Source organism: Kitasatospora sp. NPDC088783, from assembly GCF_044750705.1.
Taxonomy (GTDB): domain Bacteria; phylum Actinomycetota; class Actinomycetes; order Streptomycetales; family Streptomycetaceae; genus Kitasatospora; species Kitasatospora fiedleri.
In genome coordinates this window covers 359,109-374,257 of sequence record NZ_JBIVKJ010000003.1, presented here as the reverse complement: position 1 = coordinate 374,257, position 15,149 = coordinate 359,109, and the positions used below count along the sequence as shown (strand labels likewise).

At 73.1% G+C, this 15,149-nt stretch carries 12 protein-coding genes; 5 read left to right on the top strand and 7 right to left on the bottom strand.

The features are described 5' to 3' along the window. Positions 1-55: 55 nt before the first annotated feature. The 7 genes from ACIP60_RS10175 to ACIP60_RS10145 form a co-directional block, all read right to left on the bottom strand. Positions 56-1,033: an ABC transporter permease gene (locus ACIP60_RS10175; protein WP_100836500.1), complete on the bottom strand. Its 978-nt coding sequence runs from the start codon at positions 1,031-1,033 to the stop codon at positions 56-58. A gap of 81 nt (positions 1,034-1,114) precedes the next feature. Then, complete coding sequence (locus tag ACIP60_RS10170) at positions 1,115-2,881, bottom strand: ABC transporter substrate-binding protein (protein WP_400682078.1); 1,767 nt, start codon at positions 2,879-2,881, stop codon at positions 1,115-1,117. Between the two features lie 88 nt (positions 2,882-2,969). Continuing rightward, on the bottom strand, positions 2,970-4,013 hold the full coding sequence (locus ACIP60_RS10165; RefSeq protein WP_100836498.1) for an ABC transporter permease: 1,044 nt from the start codon (positions 4,011-4,013) through the stop codon (positions 2,970-2,972). An 866-nt stretch (positions 4,014-4,879) separates the two neighbouring features. After that, a complete protein-coding gene (locus ACIP60_RS10160) occupies positions 4,880-7,207 on the bottom strand; it encodes a hypothetical protein (RefSeq protein ID WP_400682077.1) in 2,328 nt (775 codons plus the stop codon). Between the two features lie 291 nt (positions 7,208-7,498). Further along, the gene (locus tag ACIP60_RS10155; protein WP_400682075.1) at positions 7,499-7,954 is read right to left on the bottom strand and encodes a DUF6113 family protein; all 456 of its coding nucleotides are present in this window, start codon (positions 7,952-7,954) and stop codon (positions 7,499-7,501) included. Next, positions 7,951-8,838, bottom strand: a complete 888-nt coding sequence (gene mshB / locus ACIP60_RS10150; RefSeq protein WP_400682074.1) for an N-acetyl-1-D-myo-inositol-2-amino-2-deoxy-alpha-D-glucopyranoside deacetylase — start codon at positions 8,836-8,838, stop codon at positions 7,951-7,953. Before mshB ends, ACIP60_RS10155 begins: the two co-directional genes overlap by 4 nt. A gap of 78 nt (positions 8,839-8,916) precedes the next feature. Further along, on the bottom strand, positions 8,917-9,111 hold the full coding sequence (locus ACIP60_RS10145) for a DUF2304 family protein (protein ID WP_100836494.1): 195 nt from the start codon (positions 9,109-9,111) through the stop codon (positions 8,917-8,919). A 242-nt stretch (positions 9,112-9,353) separates the two neighbouring features. Between ACIP60_RS10145 and ACIP60_RS10140 the strand changes: the two genes are divergently transcribed. The 5 genes from ACIP60_RS10140 (at position 9,354) to ACIP60_RS10120 (ending at position 15,148) form a co-directional block, all read left to right on the top strand. Then, positions 9,354-11,471 carry an alpha/beta fold hydrolase gene (locus tag ACIP60_RS10140; protein WP_400682073.1) on the top strand — a complete coding sequence of 706 codons (2,118 nt, stop codon included), beginning with the start codon at positions 9,354-9,356 and terminating at the stop codon, positions 11,469-11,471. Between the two features lie 120 nt (positions 11,472-11,591). Continuing rightward, positions 11,592-12,551: an ABC transporter ATP-binding protein gene (locus ACIP60_RS10135; protein WP_282202461.1), complete on the top strand. Its 960-nt coding sequence runs from the start codon at positions 11,592-11,594 to the stop codon at positions 12,549-12,551. Further along, on the top strand, positions 12,548-13,270 hold the full coding sequence (locus tag ACIP60_RS10130; RefSeq protein WP_400682071.1) for an ABC transporter permease: 723 nt from the start codon (positions 12,548-12,550) through the stop codon (positions 13,268-13,270). Before ACIP60_RS10135 ends, ACIP60_RS10130 begins: the two co-directional genes overlap by 4 nt. An 8-nt stretch (positions 13,271-13,278) precedes the next feature. Continuing rightward, positions 13,279-14,508, top strand: a complete 1,230-nt coding sequence (locus ACIP60_RS10125) for a sensor histidine kinase (protein WP_400682068.1) — start codon at positions 13,279-13,281, stop codon at positions 14,506-14,508. 1 nt (position 14,509) lies between these two features. Beyond that, positions 14,510-15,148 carry a response regulator gene (locus ACIP60_RS10120; protein WP_400682671.1) on the top strand — a complete coding sequence of 213 codons (639 nt, stop codon included), beginning with the start codon at positions 14,510-14,512 and terminating at the stop codon, positions 15,146-15,148. The last annotated feature ends 1 nt before the right edge of the window (position 15,149 follow it).

Genomic DNA, 15,149 nt, shown 5'->3' with positions numbered 1-15,149 from the left:
GGCTCCTCGGTGCGGTACGTGAGGTCGGGACTGCCGGTCGGCCGGGGTGTGGCCGTCAGGCCAGGCGGATGCGCGGGTCGATCAGGGCGTAGGCGGCGTCGACGATGATGTTGAAGAAGACGATCAGGGTGGCGGCCACCACGGTGACGCCGACCAGCAGCGACAGGTCGGAGTCGCGGAACGAGTGGATCGCCAGCTCGCCCAGGCCGTGCAGGCTGAAGGTCGTCTCGGTGATGATGGCGCCGCCGAGCAGCACGCCCAGGTCGATGCCGAAGACGGTGACGATGGTGCCCATCGCGCCGCGCCAGGCGTAGCGCATGAAGACCGAGGTGCCGGACATGCCCTTGGCCCGCGCCGTCCGCACGTAGTCCTCGGACAGCTGCTCGACCATCGAGGAGCGGGTCATGCGGGTGTAGTTGGCGGTCCAGATCAGCGACAGCACGATCCACGGCACCAGCAGGCCGCCGGCCCAGCCGATCGGGTCCTTGGTGAACGGCACGTAGGTCGGCAGGTCCAGCAGGTTGGTGCTGTAGCAGAGCGCCCAGAGCGCGAGCGGACCGGCCACGTAGATCTGCATCGAGGAGGCCAGCAGCGAGAAGGAGCTGGCGACCTTGTCGGCGGCCTTGCCCTGCTTGTGGGCGGCCAGCATGCCGGTGCCGACGCCGACCAGCAGGAAGATGATCGCGGAGCCGACGGTCAGCGACAGGGTGGTCGGGAAGCGGTCCGCGAGGATGCCGCCGACCAGCTCCTTCTTGTCGAAGGAGTAGCCGAAGCACGGGGCGCCGCAGTGGGTGCCGTTGAAGGTGCCGCCGGTGAAGATGGTGCTCAGCCAGTTCCAGTACTGGACCGGCCACGAGTGGTCGAAGCCCATGTCGTGCCTGATCAGGGCGAGGTTCTCGGGCGTGCAGGTCTTGCCGCAGTAGAGCCGCGCCGGGTCCGCCGGGATCGCGAAGAACAGCGCATACGTGATCATCGAGACGATCAGCAGGATGACGAGAGCGCCGAGGGTTCGGCGGACGAGGAATCGGAGCATCGGACGGGCTCTCCTGATCGGGGCGGGACACCGGCAGATCGTGCCGGTGTCCCGCCGTGAGCTACTGCTCGGTGACGACTACTACTTGACGTAGATGTTGAGCGGGGACTGCAGGCCGGCCAGGGTGTCGAAGGTGACGCCGCCCAGGCCCGAGCCGTACAGGCTCAGCGAGCGCTGGTAGACGTCCGGGATCGACAGCGCCTTGTCCTGGAGCTTCTTGTCGAGCGCGGCCCAGGCCTTGCCCTGCTCCACCGGGTCGGCGATCTTCGCCGCGGCGTCGATCGCGGAGTTGATCTCCGGGTCGTTCACGTGGGCGTAGTTCGCGGCGCCGTCGGCGATGGCGCGGCCGTCCCAGACCGGCTGCAGCGAGGTGTAACCGGTCGGCCAGTCGGCGCCCCAGCCGCCCCAGTACAGGTCGTACTCGTTGTTGACCAGGCCGATGGCGTCGTAGTAGGTCTTCGCGTCCAGCGGCTTCGGAACGAACTTGAAGCCGGCCTTCTCCAGCGCGTCGCGGATCGCCTCGGTGATCTTCTGCTGGAGCGGGGTGTTGTTGTACGCGTAGACGATGGTGGTGCCCACCGCGTTCGCCTCGGTCAGCAGCTGCTTGGCGGCGTCCGGGTCGCCCTGCGGCTTCTTGAGGATGCCGTACGGGTCGTAGGACTCGTAGCCCAGGACGGTCGGGCTCATGTACGAGGTGGCGTAGTCACCGTAGGAGGTGCCGCCGGACAGCTGGCGGGTCTGCTGGTGCGGGAACGCCTTGATCAGCGCCTCGCGGACCTTCTGGTCCTTGATGCGGGTGTTGTTGATGTAGTAGTAGTCGACGTACGGGGTCAGGCCCTCGAGGGTGCGGGGCTTGAGCTTCTCGTCCGCCTTGACCTGGTCGATGTACGACGGGTACACGGTGTTGTGGAACGAGAAGGTGGTCTTGTCGTCGCCGTTGTCCGCCATGAAGCGCTCGGTGGACTGCTGCGCCTGGACACCGAAGGTCATGTGCCACTTGTCCGGGTAGGCGTTCCGGATCGGGTCGGTGGCCGGGTCCCAGTTGGGGTTGCGCTCCAGGTCGAGCGAGCGGTCGGTGACGTGCTCGACGATCTGGTACGGGCCGGAGGAGAACGGCTTCTTGTCGTACTCCTCCTTCGTGTCGTTGGCCTTCGGCACGATGCCGTAACCGGTCATCGCCAGGGTGAAGTTGGCGTCCGGGTGGACGTCCGCGAAGGTGATGACCACGGTCTTGGCGTCCGGGGTCTGGACGGCGTCGAGCTCCTTGCCGCCGTAGGGGCCCTCGTACGCCTCGCGGTACTTGTCGCCCGAGATCCAGGTCTGGATGTAGGTCGGGCCGGCCTTGATGAACGAGGCGTAGGTGCGCTCGATCGAGTACTTGATGTCGGCCGAGGTGATCGGGCTGCCGTCCTGCCACTTCACGCCGTCCTTCAGCGTGAACTTCCAGGTCTTGCCGCCGTCGGTGGTGGAGCCGGTGTCGGTGGCGAGGTCGCCGACGAGCTTCTGCGAACCGTCCGGGAGGGTCTTGTAGCCCGTCAGCTGGCGGGTGAACAGCAGCGAGACCTCGGCGTTGTAGTTCATGTAGATCTGCGCCGGGTCGAGGTGCGAGAAGTCGTCGCGGTCGATCATGTTGACCGTGCCGCCCTTCTTCGCGCCGTCCTCGGGGGCGGCCGGGCCCTTCGAGTCGTCGGCGGTGCCGACCGAGATCGAGGTGGCCTTGACCGGGGCCTTGGAGGCACCCGCCTTGCTGCCGTCGCTGTTGCTGTGGCCGCTGGAGCACGCCGTGGTGACGGTCAGGGCCCCGGCCACCAGAATGGCGGCGGCGAGCCGCGTCTTGCGAGAGCTCATCTTCATCCTGCCTGGGATAGTTGTACGGAATCTTCGTGGGTGTGCCCGGGGCCTGGCTTTCCCGTCCCCCCGGAGTCTTGAGGGTCTGTCAGCGGTTGGTCTTCGGGTCGAACGCGTCCCGGACGGAGTCGCCGAGCAGGTTGAAGGCCAGAACGAACACCACCATGGCGAGGCCCGGGAAGAGCAGGAAGGTGACGTCGGTCCGGAGGAAGCCCGAGGCGTCGGCGATCATGCGGCCCCAGTCCGGGACCGGCTCGGACACACCGACACCGAGGTACGAGAGGCCCGCCTCGGCGGTGACGAACGCCGGCAGGGCGAGGGTGGACTGCACCAGGATCGGGGTCCACAGGTTGGGCAGGATCTCCTTGAAGATGATCCGCATCGGGGAGGCGCCGGTGACCTTGGCGGCCTCGATGAACTCGCGCTCGCGCAGGGACAGCGACACACCGCGCAGGATGCGGGCCAGGCCCATCCAGCCGAGCAGCGACAGCACGATGGTGACCGAGACGAACGGCAGCCACTCCGGCACGCCCTGGTCGGGCTTGACCAGCAGGCTGGTGACCACCGGCATGGTGGCGATCAGGAAGATCTGCGACGGGAACGACATCAGCACGTCGATGATCCGGCCGATGAAGTAGTCGAACTTGCCGCCGAGGTAGCCGGCCGCGATGCCCAGCGCGACACCGATCACGGTGGTCAGCAGCGAGGTGGCGACGGCGATGATCAGCGAGGTGCGGATGCCGTAGATCAGCAGGGTGAACACGTCGCGGCCGAGGCCCGGCTCCAGGCCGAACCAGAAGTCGCCGCTCATGCCGCCGTTGGGCCCGGTGGGCAGGCCGGAGTCGGTCAGCAGGCTGACGTCCTCCTGGCCGTAGTGGGTCTTCGGGTCCTTGCCGTACAGCATGGAGATGACCGGCGCGAGGATCGCCACCGCGACGAAGAACAGCACGACGCAGGCGCTCACCACCCCGGTGCGGTCACGGAGGAAGCGGCGCCACATCAGCTTCCCGGGAGAGAGGCCGCGGAAGCCCGGATCTGCGGGCGCGTCGGCCGTGGCGTTGTCCGCGAGGTCCGACGTCGGCCCGGGACGGGAGGTGTCCCCGTCCGTCGTGGCCCCAGTAGGCGTCGTCATGGTGCTAAAGCTCCCGACCGTGGTCCGTGCAGAAGCAAGGAGTAAGAACTTGGATGAATGGACTCTTGCAAGTCGTTTATCGAACGTCAAGAGTTCCTCAGTTGTCGACGGCCCATTTCCTCCTTCGTGCTGGAATGTCAACCACTTCGTAGTTCCCGAACTCTTGACACCGACTCGGCGAGACGGTCAAAACCGGACAAACGGCGTCAATGATCGTTCACATGTCCGTAACGATGCACGGTCAGCTCCGCTATCAGGACGTCGAGTTCGAGACCGTGTCCGGATGACGCGCGTAGAGCAAGTGTCCGGTTTGACGCCATTCACCGCAAATGGCGGGCGCAATTGAGTGTCCGATAATCGGACGCCGGTGTTTTCGGGCATGCCTCAGCGAATTCATGGGTAGGGGTCACCCAATTCGGGCGGTCCGCGGGGAACCGCCCGACTGGCATTTTCCCGCCATTGGCGGGACTTCGCCGCGGCGTTACCGCCGGCGGTTGTTACTTCGTCCGCCCGGTGTTCCCGCGGACCGCGTCGACGGGCTCGGCGGGACCGGTCCGGCGGCCTCCCGGGCCCCGCCGCCGCCGACGGGGTCCGGGGTGGGACCGCGCGGACACGACGGGGGGCGCGGCGCCGCCGCCGTGGCGGTCAGGGCGCGCGGGAGGGAGCGGGGTCTCGGCACGCGGCACATCTTGCGTACCGGCGAACTGACTTGTCGACCTGCCGCGGATCAAGTATTGGTAACGCCGCGTGGCCGCCCGGTTGCGGCGCCCGGTTCGCCCTGTTCCGTGACGCCAGTGGCGAGGATTCGCCAGTGGGGCCGGGGCGCCCGTCCGGCGCCCCGGCCCCACCGGTGGATTGACGGCCCGTCAGGCCGGGATCTTGACCGTGCGGTCCTTGCCGGTCTTCGAGACGCCCTGCGCGATGGCGTCCGCCACGTCCTGCGCGGTGATCGCCGTCTGCTGGCCGTTGCGGGTGGTCTTCAGCTTGTCGAAGGTGGTGCCGACGGCGGCGGCCAGCTTGTCCAGGTCCCACTTGAGGACCACGGTGCCGGACGCGTCCGGGGCCAGCACCAGCGCCTTGGCGGCGGTGTTGCGGCCGAAGGCGAACTGCTTGGTGCCCGAGGTGACCGTGACGTTGCCGTTCAGCACCTGCTTGCCCAGGTCGTCGGCGGCGGCCTGGAGCACGTCCTGGCCGACCTTCGGCTGGGCGTCGGCGACCGGCAGCACCACCTCGGCGTCCGCCCGGCCGGCCGCCCGGCCGCGGTACGCCTGCTCGACCAGGTCGGCGGCGGCGGCCGAGTCCAGCGCCTTGCCGCCGGCGCCCGGGACCACCTCGGTGCCGCCCGCCTCGGTGAAGCGGACGTAGCCCTCCTGGAGGCTCTGCCCCGACTTGGCGCCCAGGTCGTCCAGGGCGGCCTTCAGCTTCGCCCGGTCGACCCGCACCACCGGTTCGACGGCCTTGGCGCCGCCGGTCAGCGAACCCAGCACCTCGACCGGGTTGTAGCTGTGCTTGGTCAGCGCGTCCACGGTCGCCGTGGTGTCGAAGCTCAGCCCGGCGCTGGCCGGGTCCAGGGAGACCGGCTGGTCGCCGATCCTCACCTTGAGCGGCTGCTGCCCGGCCTTGCCGACCGAGCCGTCCAGCGCGGTCACCGCCTGGTCGCGGGAGTCGCCGCCGATGTCGGTGCCCAGCACCGTGGTGCCCTTGGGGATGTCCGACTGGTTCATCATCAGGCCCGCGCCGTACGCCGCCGCGCCGAGGAACAGCACGCCGCCGAGACCGGTCACGACCAGCTTCCGGCCGCGACCGCCCTTCTTCTTCGCGGCGGGCGCCGGCTCCTCCCGCTCGGCGGGCGGCCGGGACTCGGCCGGGGCGTCCGGGGCCGGGGCCCGGGACGGTTCGCGCTTGGGCGTCGCGGCCCGCGAGCCGCCCGGGAACGGCTGCGCGGCGGGCAGGTCGGCGAACCGGCCGCCGCCCTCGCCGGCCGGGCGGGGCCGGGGCTCCTCGGCGAACGGGTCGCCGCCGTCCGGGGACTTCAGGAACAGCTGGGTGGTCGGCGGGTCCGATATGCCGGCGCCCGGGGCCGGCTCGTCGCCGGTGACCGGGTCGAAGCCGCCGATCTGGGTGTCCTCCGGCTCCCCGGCGGCCTGCGGCGGCTCCGGGCGCTCGCCGCCGCGCGGCCCGGGGGCGGGGGTGGCGAACGGGTCGGCGGCGAACTGCTCGGTGGCGAACGGGTCGGCGGCGGCGAACGGGTCGGCGCCGGTCCGCGGCCGGCCCTGGCCGGGGTGCGGGGCCGCGAACGGGTCCTCGGCGGCGGCCGCGGACGGGCCCGGCTGCTGGGGCTGCTGGGGCTGCTGCGACTGAGGCGGCTGCTGGGACTGCGGCTGCTGCGGCTGCGGCTGCGGCTGGGCGAACGGGTCCTGCGGGCCGCCCTGCCGGGCCTGCGGCTGCTGCCGCTCCGACCGCCGGGGCTGCTGCGCGGCGAACGGGTCCTGGGCGAACGGGTCCTGGGCCGCCTGGTCCGGCGCGAACGGGTCCGGCGCGGCGGCGGTCCGGAACGGGTCGCCCTGGTGCGGCAGCGGGTGGCCGCCGGTGCGCGAGGACGCCGCCGGGTCGGCCGGGGCGAACGGCGAGGCGGGCGCGCCGGACGGGCGCGGCGCGGGCTGCTGGGCCCCCGGGGCGCCCTGGGCCGGCCCCGCCGGGGCGGCGGCGGCCGGGGCGGGCTCCGGACGGCCCTTCTGGCGCGGCTTGAACCACTCGCCGGTGGACTCCGACTCGGACGGCTTCGCCGCCTTCGCCGCGGACGGCTCCTGCCACTCCGGCGGCAGGGTCGGCGGGACGGCGGTGCGCGCCCCGCCGTCCATCACGCCGAGCACCGGGTCGCCCGCGCCGCCGCGGTGGCGCGGTCCGGACGGCTCGGCGGGCGGCTCGTCCTTGACCTTGCTCTGCACCACGACCGGCGGGATCGGCCGCGAACCGGGGATGTTGATCCGCACCCGGGTGGTCAGCGTGGTCTCCGTGGTCTTCGGCGCGGCGGCCTCGTCGGAGCGCGGACCGGGAGCGGTCCGTCCGGCGGCCGGGTCCGCGCCGAGCCCACCGGGCACGCCGGTGCCGTACGGCGGGGTGCCCGACGGGTACGCGTCGGGGCCGCCGCGGCGGGGCTGCGGATGGGCGTTGTCAGATTCGCGGCTGCTCAATGCTGCTCTGCTCCGGGTTCGCGGCCGGGCCGGCCGGGCCGTCCGCTGCGTATGGGGCGGGGACCGCCGGACGGCGGCCTGCGGCCGTGCGGCGGGCCGACCGGCCCCGGGGACATCGGCTGTTCACATGTCGGCTGCGGCGAGCGCCCCGCCACGCGAGTGGTGCCGAAGCTACCGTCCGACCCGGCCGGGCCGGACAGGGGGGTGGTCCGCCGGGGCACCACCTTACCGACAAGGCATCCGGGCCGGAGGACGACCGGGCATCCCGGTGGCCCCCCGACCCGCCGTGCGCTAGCGGCCGCCGTCCTTGACGGCCCGTCGGGGCTCCGGCGCCGGTACGCCGAACAGGAACCCGGAACGGGTCGGCAGGGTCGCGCAGACCACGCCGAGCACCGCGCCGCCGAACAGGTACAGGTACGCGGACGGAGTGGCGGAGAGCACCAGGTCACCCTCCGGACGGGGCGCCAGCAGCACCGCCAGCACCACGAACCAGCCGCCCAGCGCGACGCCCGCGCCGAGCTTGGTGCCGGTCGCCCGCAGCCCCCCGTAGAACAGCCCGGCGCAGGCCGCCAGCGCCAGGACCACGCCGAAGCCGCCCCACAGGGTCTGCACGAAAGCTCCGCACACCGACACCGCGGCGCCGAGCAGGAACAGCACGACGTACACCGCGATCCGGACGCCGCGCGGCGGCATCGGCTCGGCCAGGCGCTGCTCGCGGGTGCCGAGCAGGAGCTGCGGGAGCCTCACCGCTCCACCCCCGCGAACAGGTCGGTCTCCGGGTCGCCGGGGCCGGGCTCGCCGCGCACCAGCTCGTAGTACTCGGTGGCCAGCAGCGGCTGCCCGAGGCCGTTGCTGAGCGCGAAGTGGCGTCCGTCCACCGTGATCTGGGTGGCGTGCGCCCGCATCGCGGCGGCCTTCGCCCCGGCGTGCGCCGCGTTGTCCAGCACCGTGGTGACCGCCTTGTCGTCCACCACGCCGGGGATCTGTCCGACCGGGGCGGTGCCCGCGAACGGCGCCTCGGCGGCGGTCTCCGCGAGCGCGGCCTCGATCACCGAGCGGGGCACCCGGTTGTAGTAGACCTTGGCGATCCGCCAGGGCGCGCCCAGCTCCGGGCGGAAGTCCGGGTCGGCGGCCAGCTCGTAGCCGCGCAGCGCCACCCGGTGCGCCTGGATGTGGTCGGGGTGGCCGTAGCCGCCGTTCTCGTCGTACGTCACCAGCACCTGCGGCCGGACCTCGCGGACCACCCCGGCCAGCAGGCCGGCCGCCTCGTCCACGTCCGCCCGCCAGAAGCAGGACGGGTCGTCGTTGTCCGCGACGCCCATCATCCCGGAGTCCCGCCAGCGGCCCGGGCCGCCCAGGAAGCGGTGGTCGGTGACGCCCAACGCGCGCATCGCGGCGGCGAGTTCGCCGATCCGGTGGGCCCCCAGGGCGTTGTCGCGGCCCTGCTCCAGATGGGCCAGCTCCGGCGGGATCACCTCACCGCCCTCGCCCAGCGTGCAGGTCACCAGGGTGACCCGGACGCCCTCGGCCGCGTACCGGGCCATCGTGGAGCCGTTGTTGATCGACTCGTCGTCGGGGTGGGCGTGCACCAGCAGCAGCCCGCGCGAGTCGGCCGGGGGTACGGAGGTCATGCCCGGCAGCTTACGGCCAGGCCGCGGCCCGCCCGGAGGGGGACACCCCGGGCGGGCCGCGCACGATCCGGCGCCGCGCTAGAGGTCCAGGCCGTTGAGCATCCCGGCCAGGTTGGACGTCACCTGCTGGATCGTCGGCGCGATCGAGCTGGACGCCAGGTAGAAGCCGAGCAGCGAGCACACCAGCGCGTGGCTCAGCTTCAGGGTCGACCGGCGGACCAGCACCACGACCACCACCAGCATCAGCACGACGGCGGAGACGGACAAAGCCATGACGGCTCACACCCTTCCTCGGGTGCGCTGCCCCGGGGCGGGGCAGCGGGCGGAACGATGTTCCAGACATACCCGATGAGTGACGCCCGGGTGACGTTCCGTGAGGCGGCCCGGGGTGTCGCGCCGCCCGGTCCGGTCGGCAGCGCCCCCGGTCAGCGGCCCTCCGAACGGTCGTACGCCTCCTCCGGGCGGGCTGCGCCGTCCGGGTGATCACCGGCGGGCGGGGCCGTAGGGTCGGGCCCATGACGACCGAGAAGCCGCAGGACACCTTCCCCCGGCAGTACGCCCGCACCGGGCGGTTCACCGCGGGCGCGCCCCGCTCGTTCAGCGTCTCCCCGGACGGCGCCGGGGTGCTGTTCCTGCGCGCCCGCGGCGACGGGCGGCACGGCAACCTGCTGTGGCGGCTGGACGTGGCCACCGGCGTCGAGCGGGTGCTCGCCGACCCCGGGGAGCTGCTCGGCGGCGGCGCGGAGGAGCTGTCCGCCGCCGAGCGGGCCCGCCGCGAGCGCAGCCGGGAGACCTCCGCCGGGATCGTCGGCTACGCCCTGGACGCGGCCGGGCGCACCGCCGCCTTCGTGCTCTCCGGGCGGCTGTTCGCGGTCGACACCGACAGCGGCGCGACCCGCGAACTGCCCGCCGCCACCCCGCTGCTGGACCCGCGGCCCAGCCCGGACGGCACCCGGGTCGCCTACGCCACCCCCGGCGGCGAGCTGCGGGTGACCGCCGCCGACGGCAGCGGCGACCGGCTGCTGGCCGGGCCCGAGGCGGCCGGGGTCAGCTGGGGGCAGGCCGAGTTCATCGCCCAGGAGGAGATGGGCCGCGACCGCGGCCACTGGTGGGCCCCGGACGGGAGCGCGCTGCTGGCCGCCCGGGTCGACGACACCCCGGTGCGCCGCTGGTGGATCGCCGACCCGGCCAACCCCGGCCGCCCGCCGGTCGAGGTCGCCTACCCGGCGGCCGGCACGCCCAACGCCGAGGTCGGGCTCTGGCGGCTCGGCCTGGACGGCACCCGCACCGAGATCCGCTGGGACCGGGCGGCGTACCCGTACCTGGCCCGGGTGCACTGGTCGGCCGGCGGGCCGCCGCTGCTCCAGGTGCAGGCCCGCGACCAGCGCGAACAGCTGGTGCTGGAGGCCGACCCGGCCACCGGGGAGACCGCGGTGCTGGTCACCGAGCGGGACCCGGACTGGCTGGAGCTGTTCGCCGGATCGCCGGTGCGGCGGGCCGACGGGCAGCCGGTGCGGATCACCGACCGGGACGGCGCGCGGGTCCTGACCGTCGGCGAGCGGGCGCTCACCGACGCCGGGCTGCACGTGCGCGCGGTGCTCGGGACGGACGGCGAGCGGGTGCTGTTCACCGCCTCCGCCGGGGCCGCCGAGTTCGAGCGCCGCCCGCCCGGCTGGCTGGGCGTCTTCGAGGCCGGGCCGGACGGCGTCCGGGAGGTCGGCGAGGGCGCGCTCGGCGCGGTGCGCGGCGGCGGCACCACCGTGCTCACCACCGCCCACCCGGCGCGGCCCGGCACCACCGTCACCGTGCACCGCGCGGGCGCCGAACCGCTGGTGATCGCCTCGCACGCGGCCACCCCGCTGCTGGCGGCCCGGCCGGTGTTCCGGTTCGCCGGCGAGCGGCGCATCCCGTGCGCGGTGCTGCTGCCCACCGGCTACGACCCGGACACCGCCGGGAAGCTGCCCGTCCTGATGGACCCGTACGGCGGCCCGCACGGGCAGCGGGTGGTGCGGGCGCACAACCCGCACCTGGTGTCCCAGTGGTTCGCCGACCAGGGCTTCGCGGTGATCGTCGCGGACGGGCGCGGCACCCCCGGGCACAGCCCCGGCTGGGAGAAGTCGATCAGCCGGCGCACCGCCGAGGTCTCGGTCCGGGACCAGGTCGACGCGCTGCACGCGCTCGCCGAGCAGTTCCCGCTCGACCTGGGCCGGGTCGCGATCCGCGGCTGGTCGTACGGCGGCTACCTGGCCGCCGCCGCGGTGCTCCGCGAACCGGACGTCTTCCACGCCGCGGTGGCCGGCGCGCCCGTCACCGAGCACGACCTGTACGACACCCACTACACCGAGCGCTACTACGGCGACCCGCGCACCGAACCCGAGTCGTACCGGGCCAACTCGCTGGTGGAGATGGCCCCTTCGCTGCGCCGGCCGCTGATGATCGTGCACGGCCTGGCCGACGACAACGTGGTGGTCGCGCACAGCCTGCGGCTGTCCACCGCGCTGCTCGCGGCCGGGCGCCCGCACACCGTGCTGCCGCTGTCCGGGGTGACCCACATGACCCCGCAGGAGCAGGTCGCGGAGAACCTGCTGCTGCTCCAGGTCCGCTTCCTGAAGGACGCGCTCGGCCTGTCGTGACCGCCCGGACCGTGACATCCGTCATGCGGAGGTCACGACGGCGCGCACTGCCGCCGACACCCCCGTCCCGGGGAGTCTGGAGGAGTCGGAGAGAACGGCTCTCGAAAGGACTCGGTTCGGATGACGACGGGAACGGGGGAGGTCGCGGCCTTCCGGAACGTCAGCAAGAGCTACGGCCGGGTGAAGGCGGTGAACGGCCTCGACCTGGTGCTGCGCCCGGGCGAGACGGTCGCCCTGCTCGGCCCCAACGGCGCGGGCAAGTCCAGCAGCCTCGACCTGCTGCTGGGCCTGCGCGAACCGGACAGCGGCACGGTCGAGCTGTTCGGCGGCACCCCCCGCGCGGCGATCGCGGCCGGCCGGGTCGGGGCGATGCTGCAGAGCGGCGGCCTGATGACGGACGTCAAGGTCCGCGAGATCGTCGAACTGGCCTGCAAGGTGCACCCCCGCGGCCACGGCGTCGACGAGGTGCTGACCACCGCCGGGATCACCGAGATCGCCGACCGGCGGGTCGACAAGCTCTCCGGCGGCCAGGAGCAGCGCGTCCGGTTCGCCCTCGCGGTGGCCGGCGCCAACGACCTGATCGTCCTGGACGAGCCCACCACCGGCATGGACGTCTCGGTCCGCCGCCAGTTCTGGGAGGCCATGCGGGCCCAGGCCGACGCCGGCCGCACCGTGCTGTTCGCCACCCACTACCTGGAGGAGGCCGACTCCATCGCCGACCGGGTCCTGGTCCTGCACAAGGGCCGGCTGATCGCCGACGGCTCCTCCGCCGAGATCAAGGCCCGGGCCGGCGCCCGCCGGATCGGCTTCGAACTCCACCCCTCCGACGGCGGCGCCTTCGACGAGGCCGTGCTGCGCGCCCTGCCCGGCACCGTCGGCCTGGACGTCAGCACCCGCGCCGACGGCGTGCGCACCGTCCGGATCCGCTCCGCCGACGCCGACGCCGGCGTCGCCGCGCTCTACAAGGCGGGCCTGTACCCGCGCGGGCTGGAAGTCACCAGCCTCGGCCTGGAACAGGCCTTCCTCACCATCACCGGCGAGCAGGACCGCAACGAGAGCGAAGAGGAGAACGCGCGATGATCACCCTGGTCAGGCTGGAGATCCTGCGCACCCTGCGCAACAAGCGGTACCTGATGTTCACCGTGCTCTACCCGGCGCTGCTGTACGTCTTCTTCATCAGCGCCTACGGCAGCGGCGGCACGGTGGCCGGCGGGGTCTCGGTCAAGTCGTACTTCATGGTCTCGATGGCCACCTTCGGCGCGGTCGGCGCCGTGCTGACCGGCTCCGCGCAGCGGATCTCGCTGGAGCGCAAGAGCGGCTGGACCCGCCAGCTGCGGCTCACCGCCCTGCCCGGCCGGGCCTACACCCTGGGCAAGATCGCCGCCTGCGCGGTCACCACGCTCCCCGCCATCCTGGTGGTCTTCGTGATCGGCGCGATCGAGGGCGTCGACCTCACCGCCGCCCAGTGGCTCGGCCTGGGCGTCGCGCTCTGGCTCGGCAGCTTCGTCTTCGCCGCGCTCGGCGTCGCCCTCGGCTACGCCGCCCAGCCGGACGCGATCCAGCCGGTCGTGATGATCGTCTACATGCTGATGGCGCTGTTCGGCGGCACCTGGTTCCCGGTCAGCGACTCGCTGAAGACCTACGCCCGGTTCAACCCGGTCTACGACTACAACCAGCTGGCCTCGTTCATCCACGGCCAGGGCGTGGCCGGCCTCCCGATCGTCGCGCTCGCCGCCTTCCTCGCGGTCTTCACCGCCGCCGCGGCCTACCTGTACCGCAAGGACGCCCAGCAGGCATGATGGCGCCCATGCAGACGCCCGCACCGGCCCGCCGCCCCGACCGGAACGGGGAGGACGGGCCGGACGGCCGTTGGACCACCTACCCCGGCGCGCCGGTGGACACCAAGCGCCAACTGATGGTCAAGCTCGCCTGGACCTCGGTCTGGGCGTTCTACCTGGCCTACCCGCTCCAGGACCTGGCGACCCGGCAGCACACCCGGTCGGCGACCGTCGCCGGCGCCGTCGCGCTGGTCGTCTTCCTGGCCGCCTACCTGACCGTCGTGATCGTCCGCAACCGCCGCGGCCACCCGGCCCGGCAGTACCTGCCGCTCGCCCTGATGGCCGCGATCGCCGTCGGCACCTCGTACACCCTCGGCGAGTCCTGGCTGACCCTGTTCACCTACACCTCGGTGTGCGCCGCGGTCACCTTCCCCGGCAGGCTCGGCATCGTCGGCGTCCTCGCCACCACCGGCGTCTTCGCCCTGGTCGGGCTGACCAGCCGCGCCGACGTCGAGACCATGGTCAGCATCGGCCTGCCCTGCGTGCTGGCCGGGCTCGCCATGCTCGGCATGCAGCGGCTGGTCACCACCATGCGGGAGCTGCGCGAGGCCCGGGCCGCCGTCGCCCACCTCGCCGCCTCCGAGGAACGGCTGCGGCTGGCCCGCGACCTGCACGACCTGCTCGGCCACTCGCTCTCGCTGATCGCCATCAAGGGCGAACTCACCGGACGCCTGATGGACGCCGGCAAGACCGCCGACGCCCGCGCCCAGGTCGCCGACATCGAACAGGTCGCCCGGCAGTCGCTGGCCGACGTCCGCAGCGCCGTCAGCGGCTTCCGCCGCCCCACCCTGCCGGTCGAACTCGCCGCCGCCCGCACCGCGCTGGCCGCCAGCCAGGTCGCGCTCGACGCCGACCCCCGGCTCGCCGAGGACCACCCCGGCCTGGGCCCCGAGGAGTCCGGCGTGCTCGCCTGGGCGCTGCGCGAGGCCGTCACCAACGTGGTCCGGCACGGCGCCGGCGCCACCCGGTGCGGCGTCCACCTCGACGAGACCTGGGAGGAGGACGGCCGCTACGCCGTCCTGGAGGTCGTCGACAACGGCCCCGGCCCCGGCAAGTCCGCCGCCGGCAACGGCCTGTCCGGCCTCGGCGAGCGGCTGGCCCAGGTCGGCGGCCGGCTGGAGACCGCCGCCGCCAACCGCGGCAAGGGCTTCCGGCTGCGCGCCCTGGTCCCGCTGCGGCCCGGACCCAGCGGGGAATAGGCTGCCCGACGTGACGGACGGAACGGATGCGCGACCGGTGCGGGTGCTGCTCGCCGAGGACCAGGGCATGGTGCGGGAGGCGCTCGCCGCGCTGCTCTCGCTGGAGGGCGACCTGGAGGTGGTCGCCCAGGTCGCGCGCGGCGACGAGGTGGCCGCGGCGGTGACCGAGCACCGGGTCGACGTCGCGGTGCTGGACATCGAGATGCCCGGCATGACCGGCATCGACGCCTGCGCGGAGGTCCGGAAGGCCAAGCCCGGGACGAAGGTCGTCATCGCCACCACCTTCGGCCGGCCCGGCTACCTGCGCCGGGCGATGGAGTCCGGGGCGGACGCCTTCCTGGTCAAGGACGCCCCCGCGGCGGAACTCGCCGAGGCCATCCGGCGGGTGCTGCGCGGCGAGAAGGTGATCGACCCGACGCTGGCCGCCGCGGCCCTCTCGGAGGGCGCCAACCCGCTCACCGGCCGCGAGCGCGACGTGCTCGCCGCCGCCGCGGACGGCGCGGTCAACGCGGACATCGCGGCCCGGCTGCACCTCTCCGAGGGGACGGTGCGCAACTACCTGTCGATGGCGATCCAGAAGACGGCCGCCCGCAACCGCGCGGAGGCGGTCCGGGTCGCCCGGGAGAAGGGCTGGCTGTAGG

Bases quoted from the DNA above. Each gene is read 5' to 3' on its own strand.
- ACIP60_RS10170 (WP_400682078.1), bottom strand. From the start codon at position 2,881: ATGAGCTCTCGCAAGACGCGGCTCGCCGCCGCCATTCTGGTGGCCGGG.
- ACIP60_RS10130 (WP_400682071.1), top strand. From the start codon at position 12,548: ATGATCACCCTGGTCAGGCTGGAGATCCTGCGCACCCTGCGCAACAAG.
- ACIP60_RS10140 (WP_400682073.1), top strand. From the start codon at position 9,354: ATGACGACCGAGAAGCCGCAGGACACCTTCCCCCGGCAGTACGCCCGC.
- ACIP60_RS10175 (WP_100836500.1), bottom strand. From the start codon at position 1,033: ATGCTCCGATTCCTCGTCCGCCGAACCCTCGGCGCTCTCGTCATCCTG.
- ACIP60_RS10145 (WP_100836494.1), bottom strand. From the start codon at position 9,111: ATGGCTTTGTCCGTCTCCGCCGTCGTGCTGATGCTGGTGGTGGTCGTG.
- ACIP60_RS10165 (WP_100836498.1), bottom strand. From the start codon at position 4,013: ATGACGACGCCTACTGGGGCCACGACGGACGGGGACACCTCCCGTCCC.
- mshB (WP_400682074.1), bottom strand. From the start codon at position 8,838: ATGACCTCCGTACCCCCGGCCGACTCGCGCGGGCTGCTGCTGGTGCAC.
- ACIP60_RS10125 (WP_400682068.1), top strand. From the start codon at position 13,279: ATGCAGACGCCCGCACCGGCCCGCCGCCCCGACCGGAACGGGGAGGAC.
- ACIP60_RS10135 (WP_282202461.1), top strand. From the start codon at position 11,592: ATGACGACGGGAACGGGGGAGGTCGCGGCCTTCCGGAACGTCAGCAAG.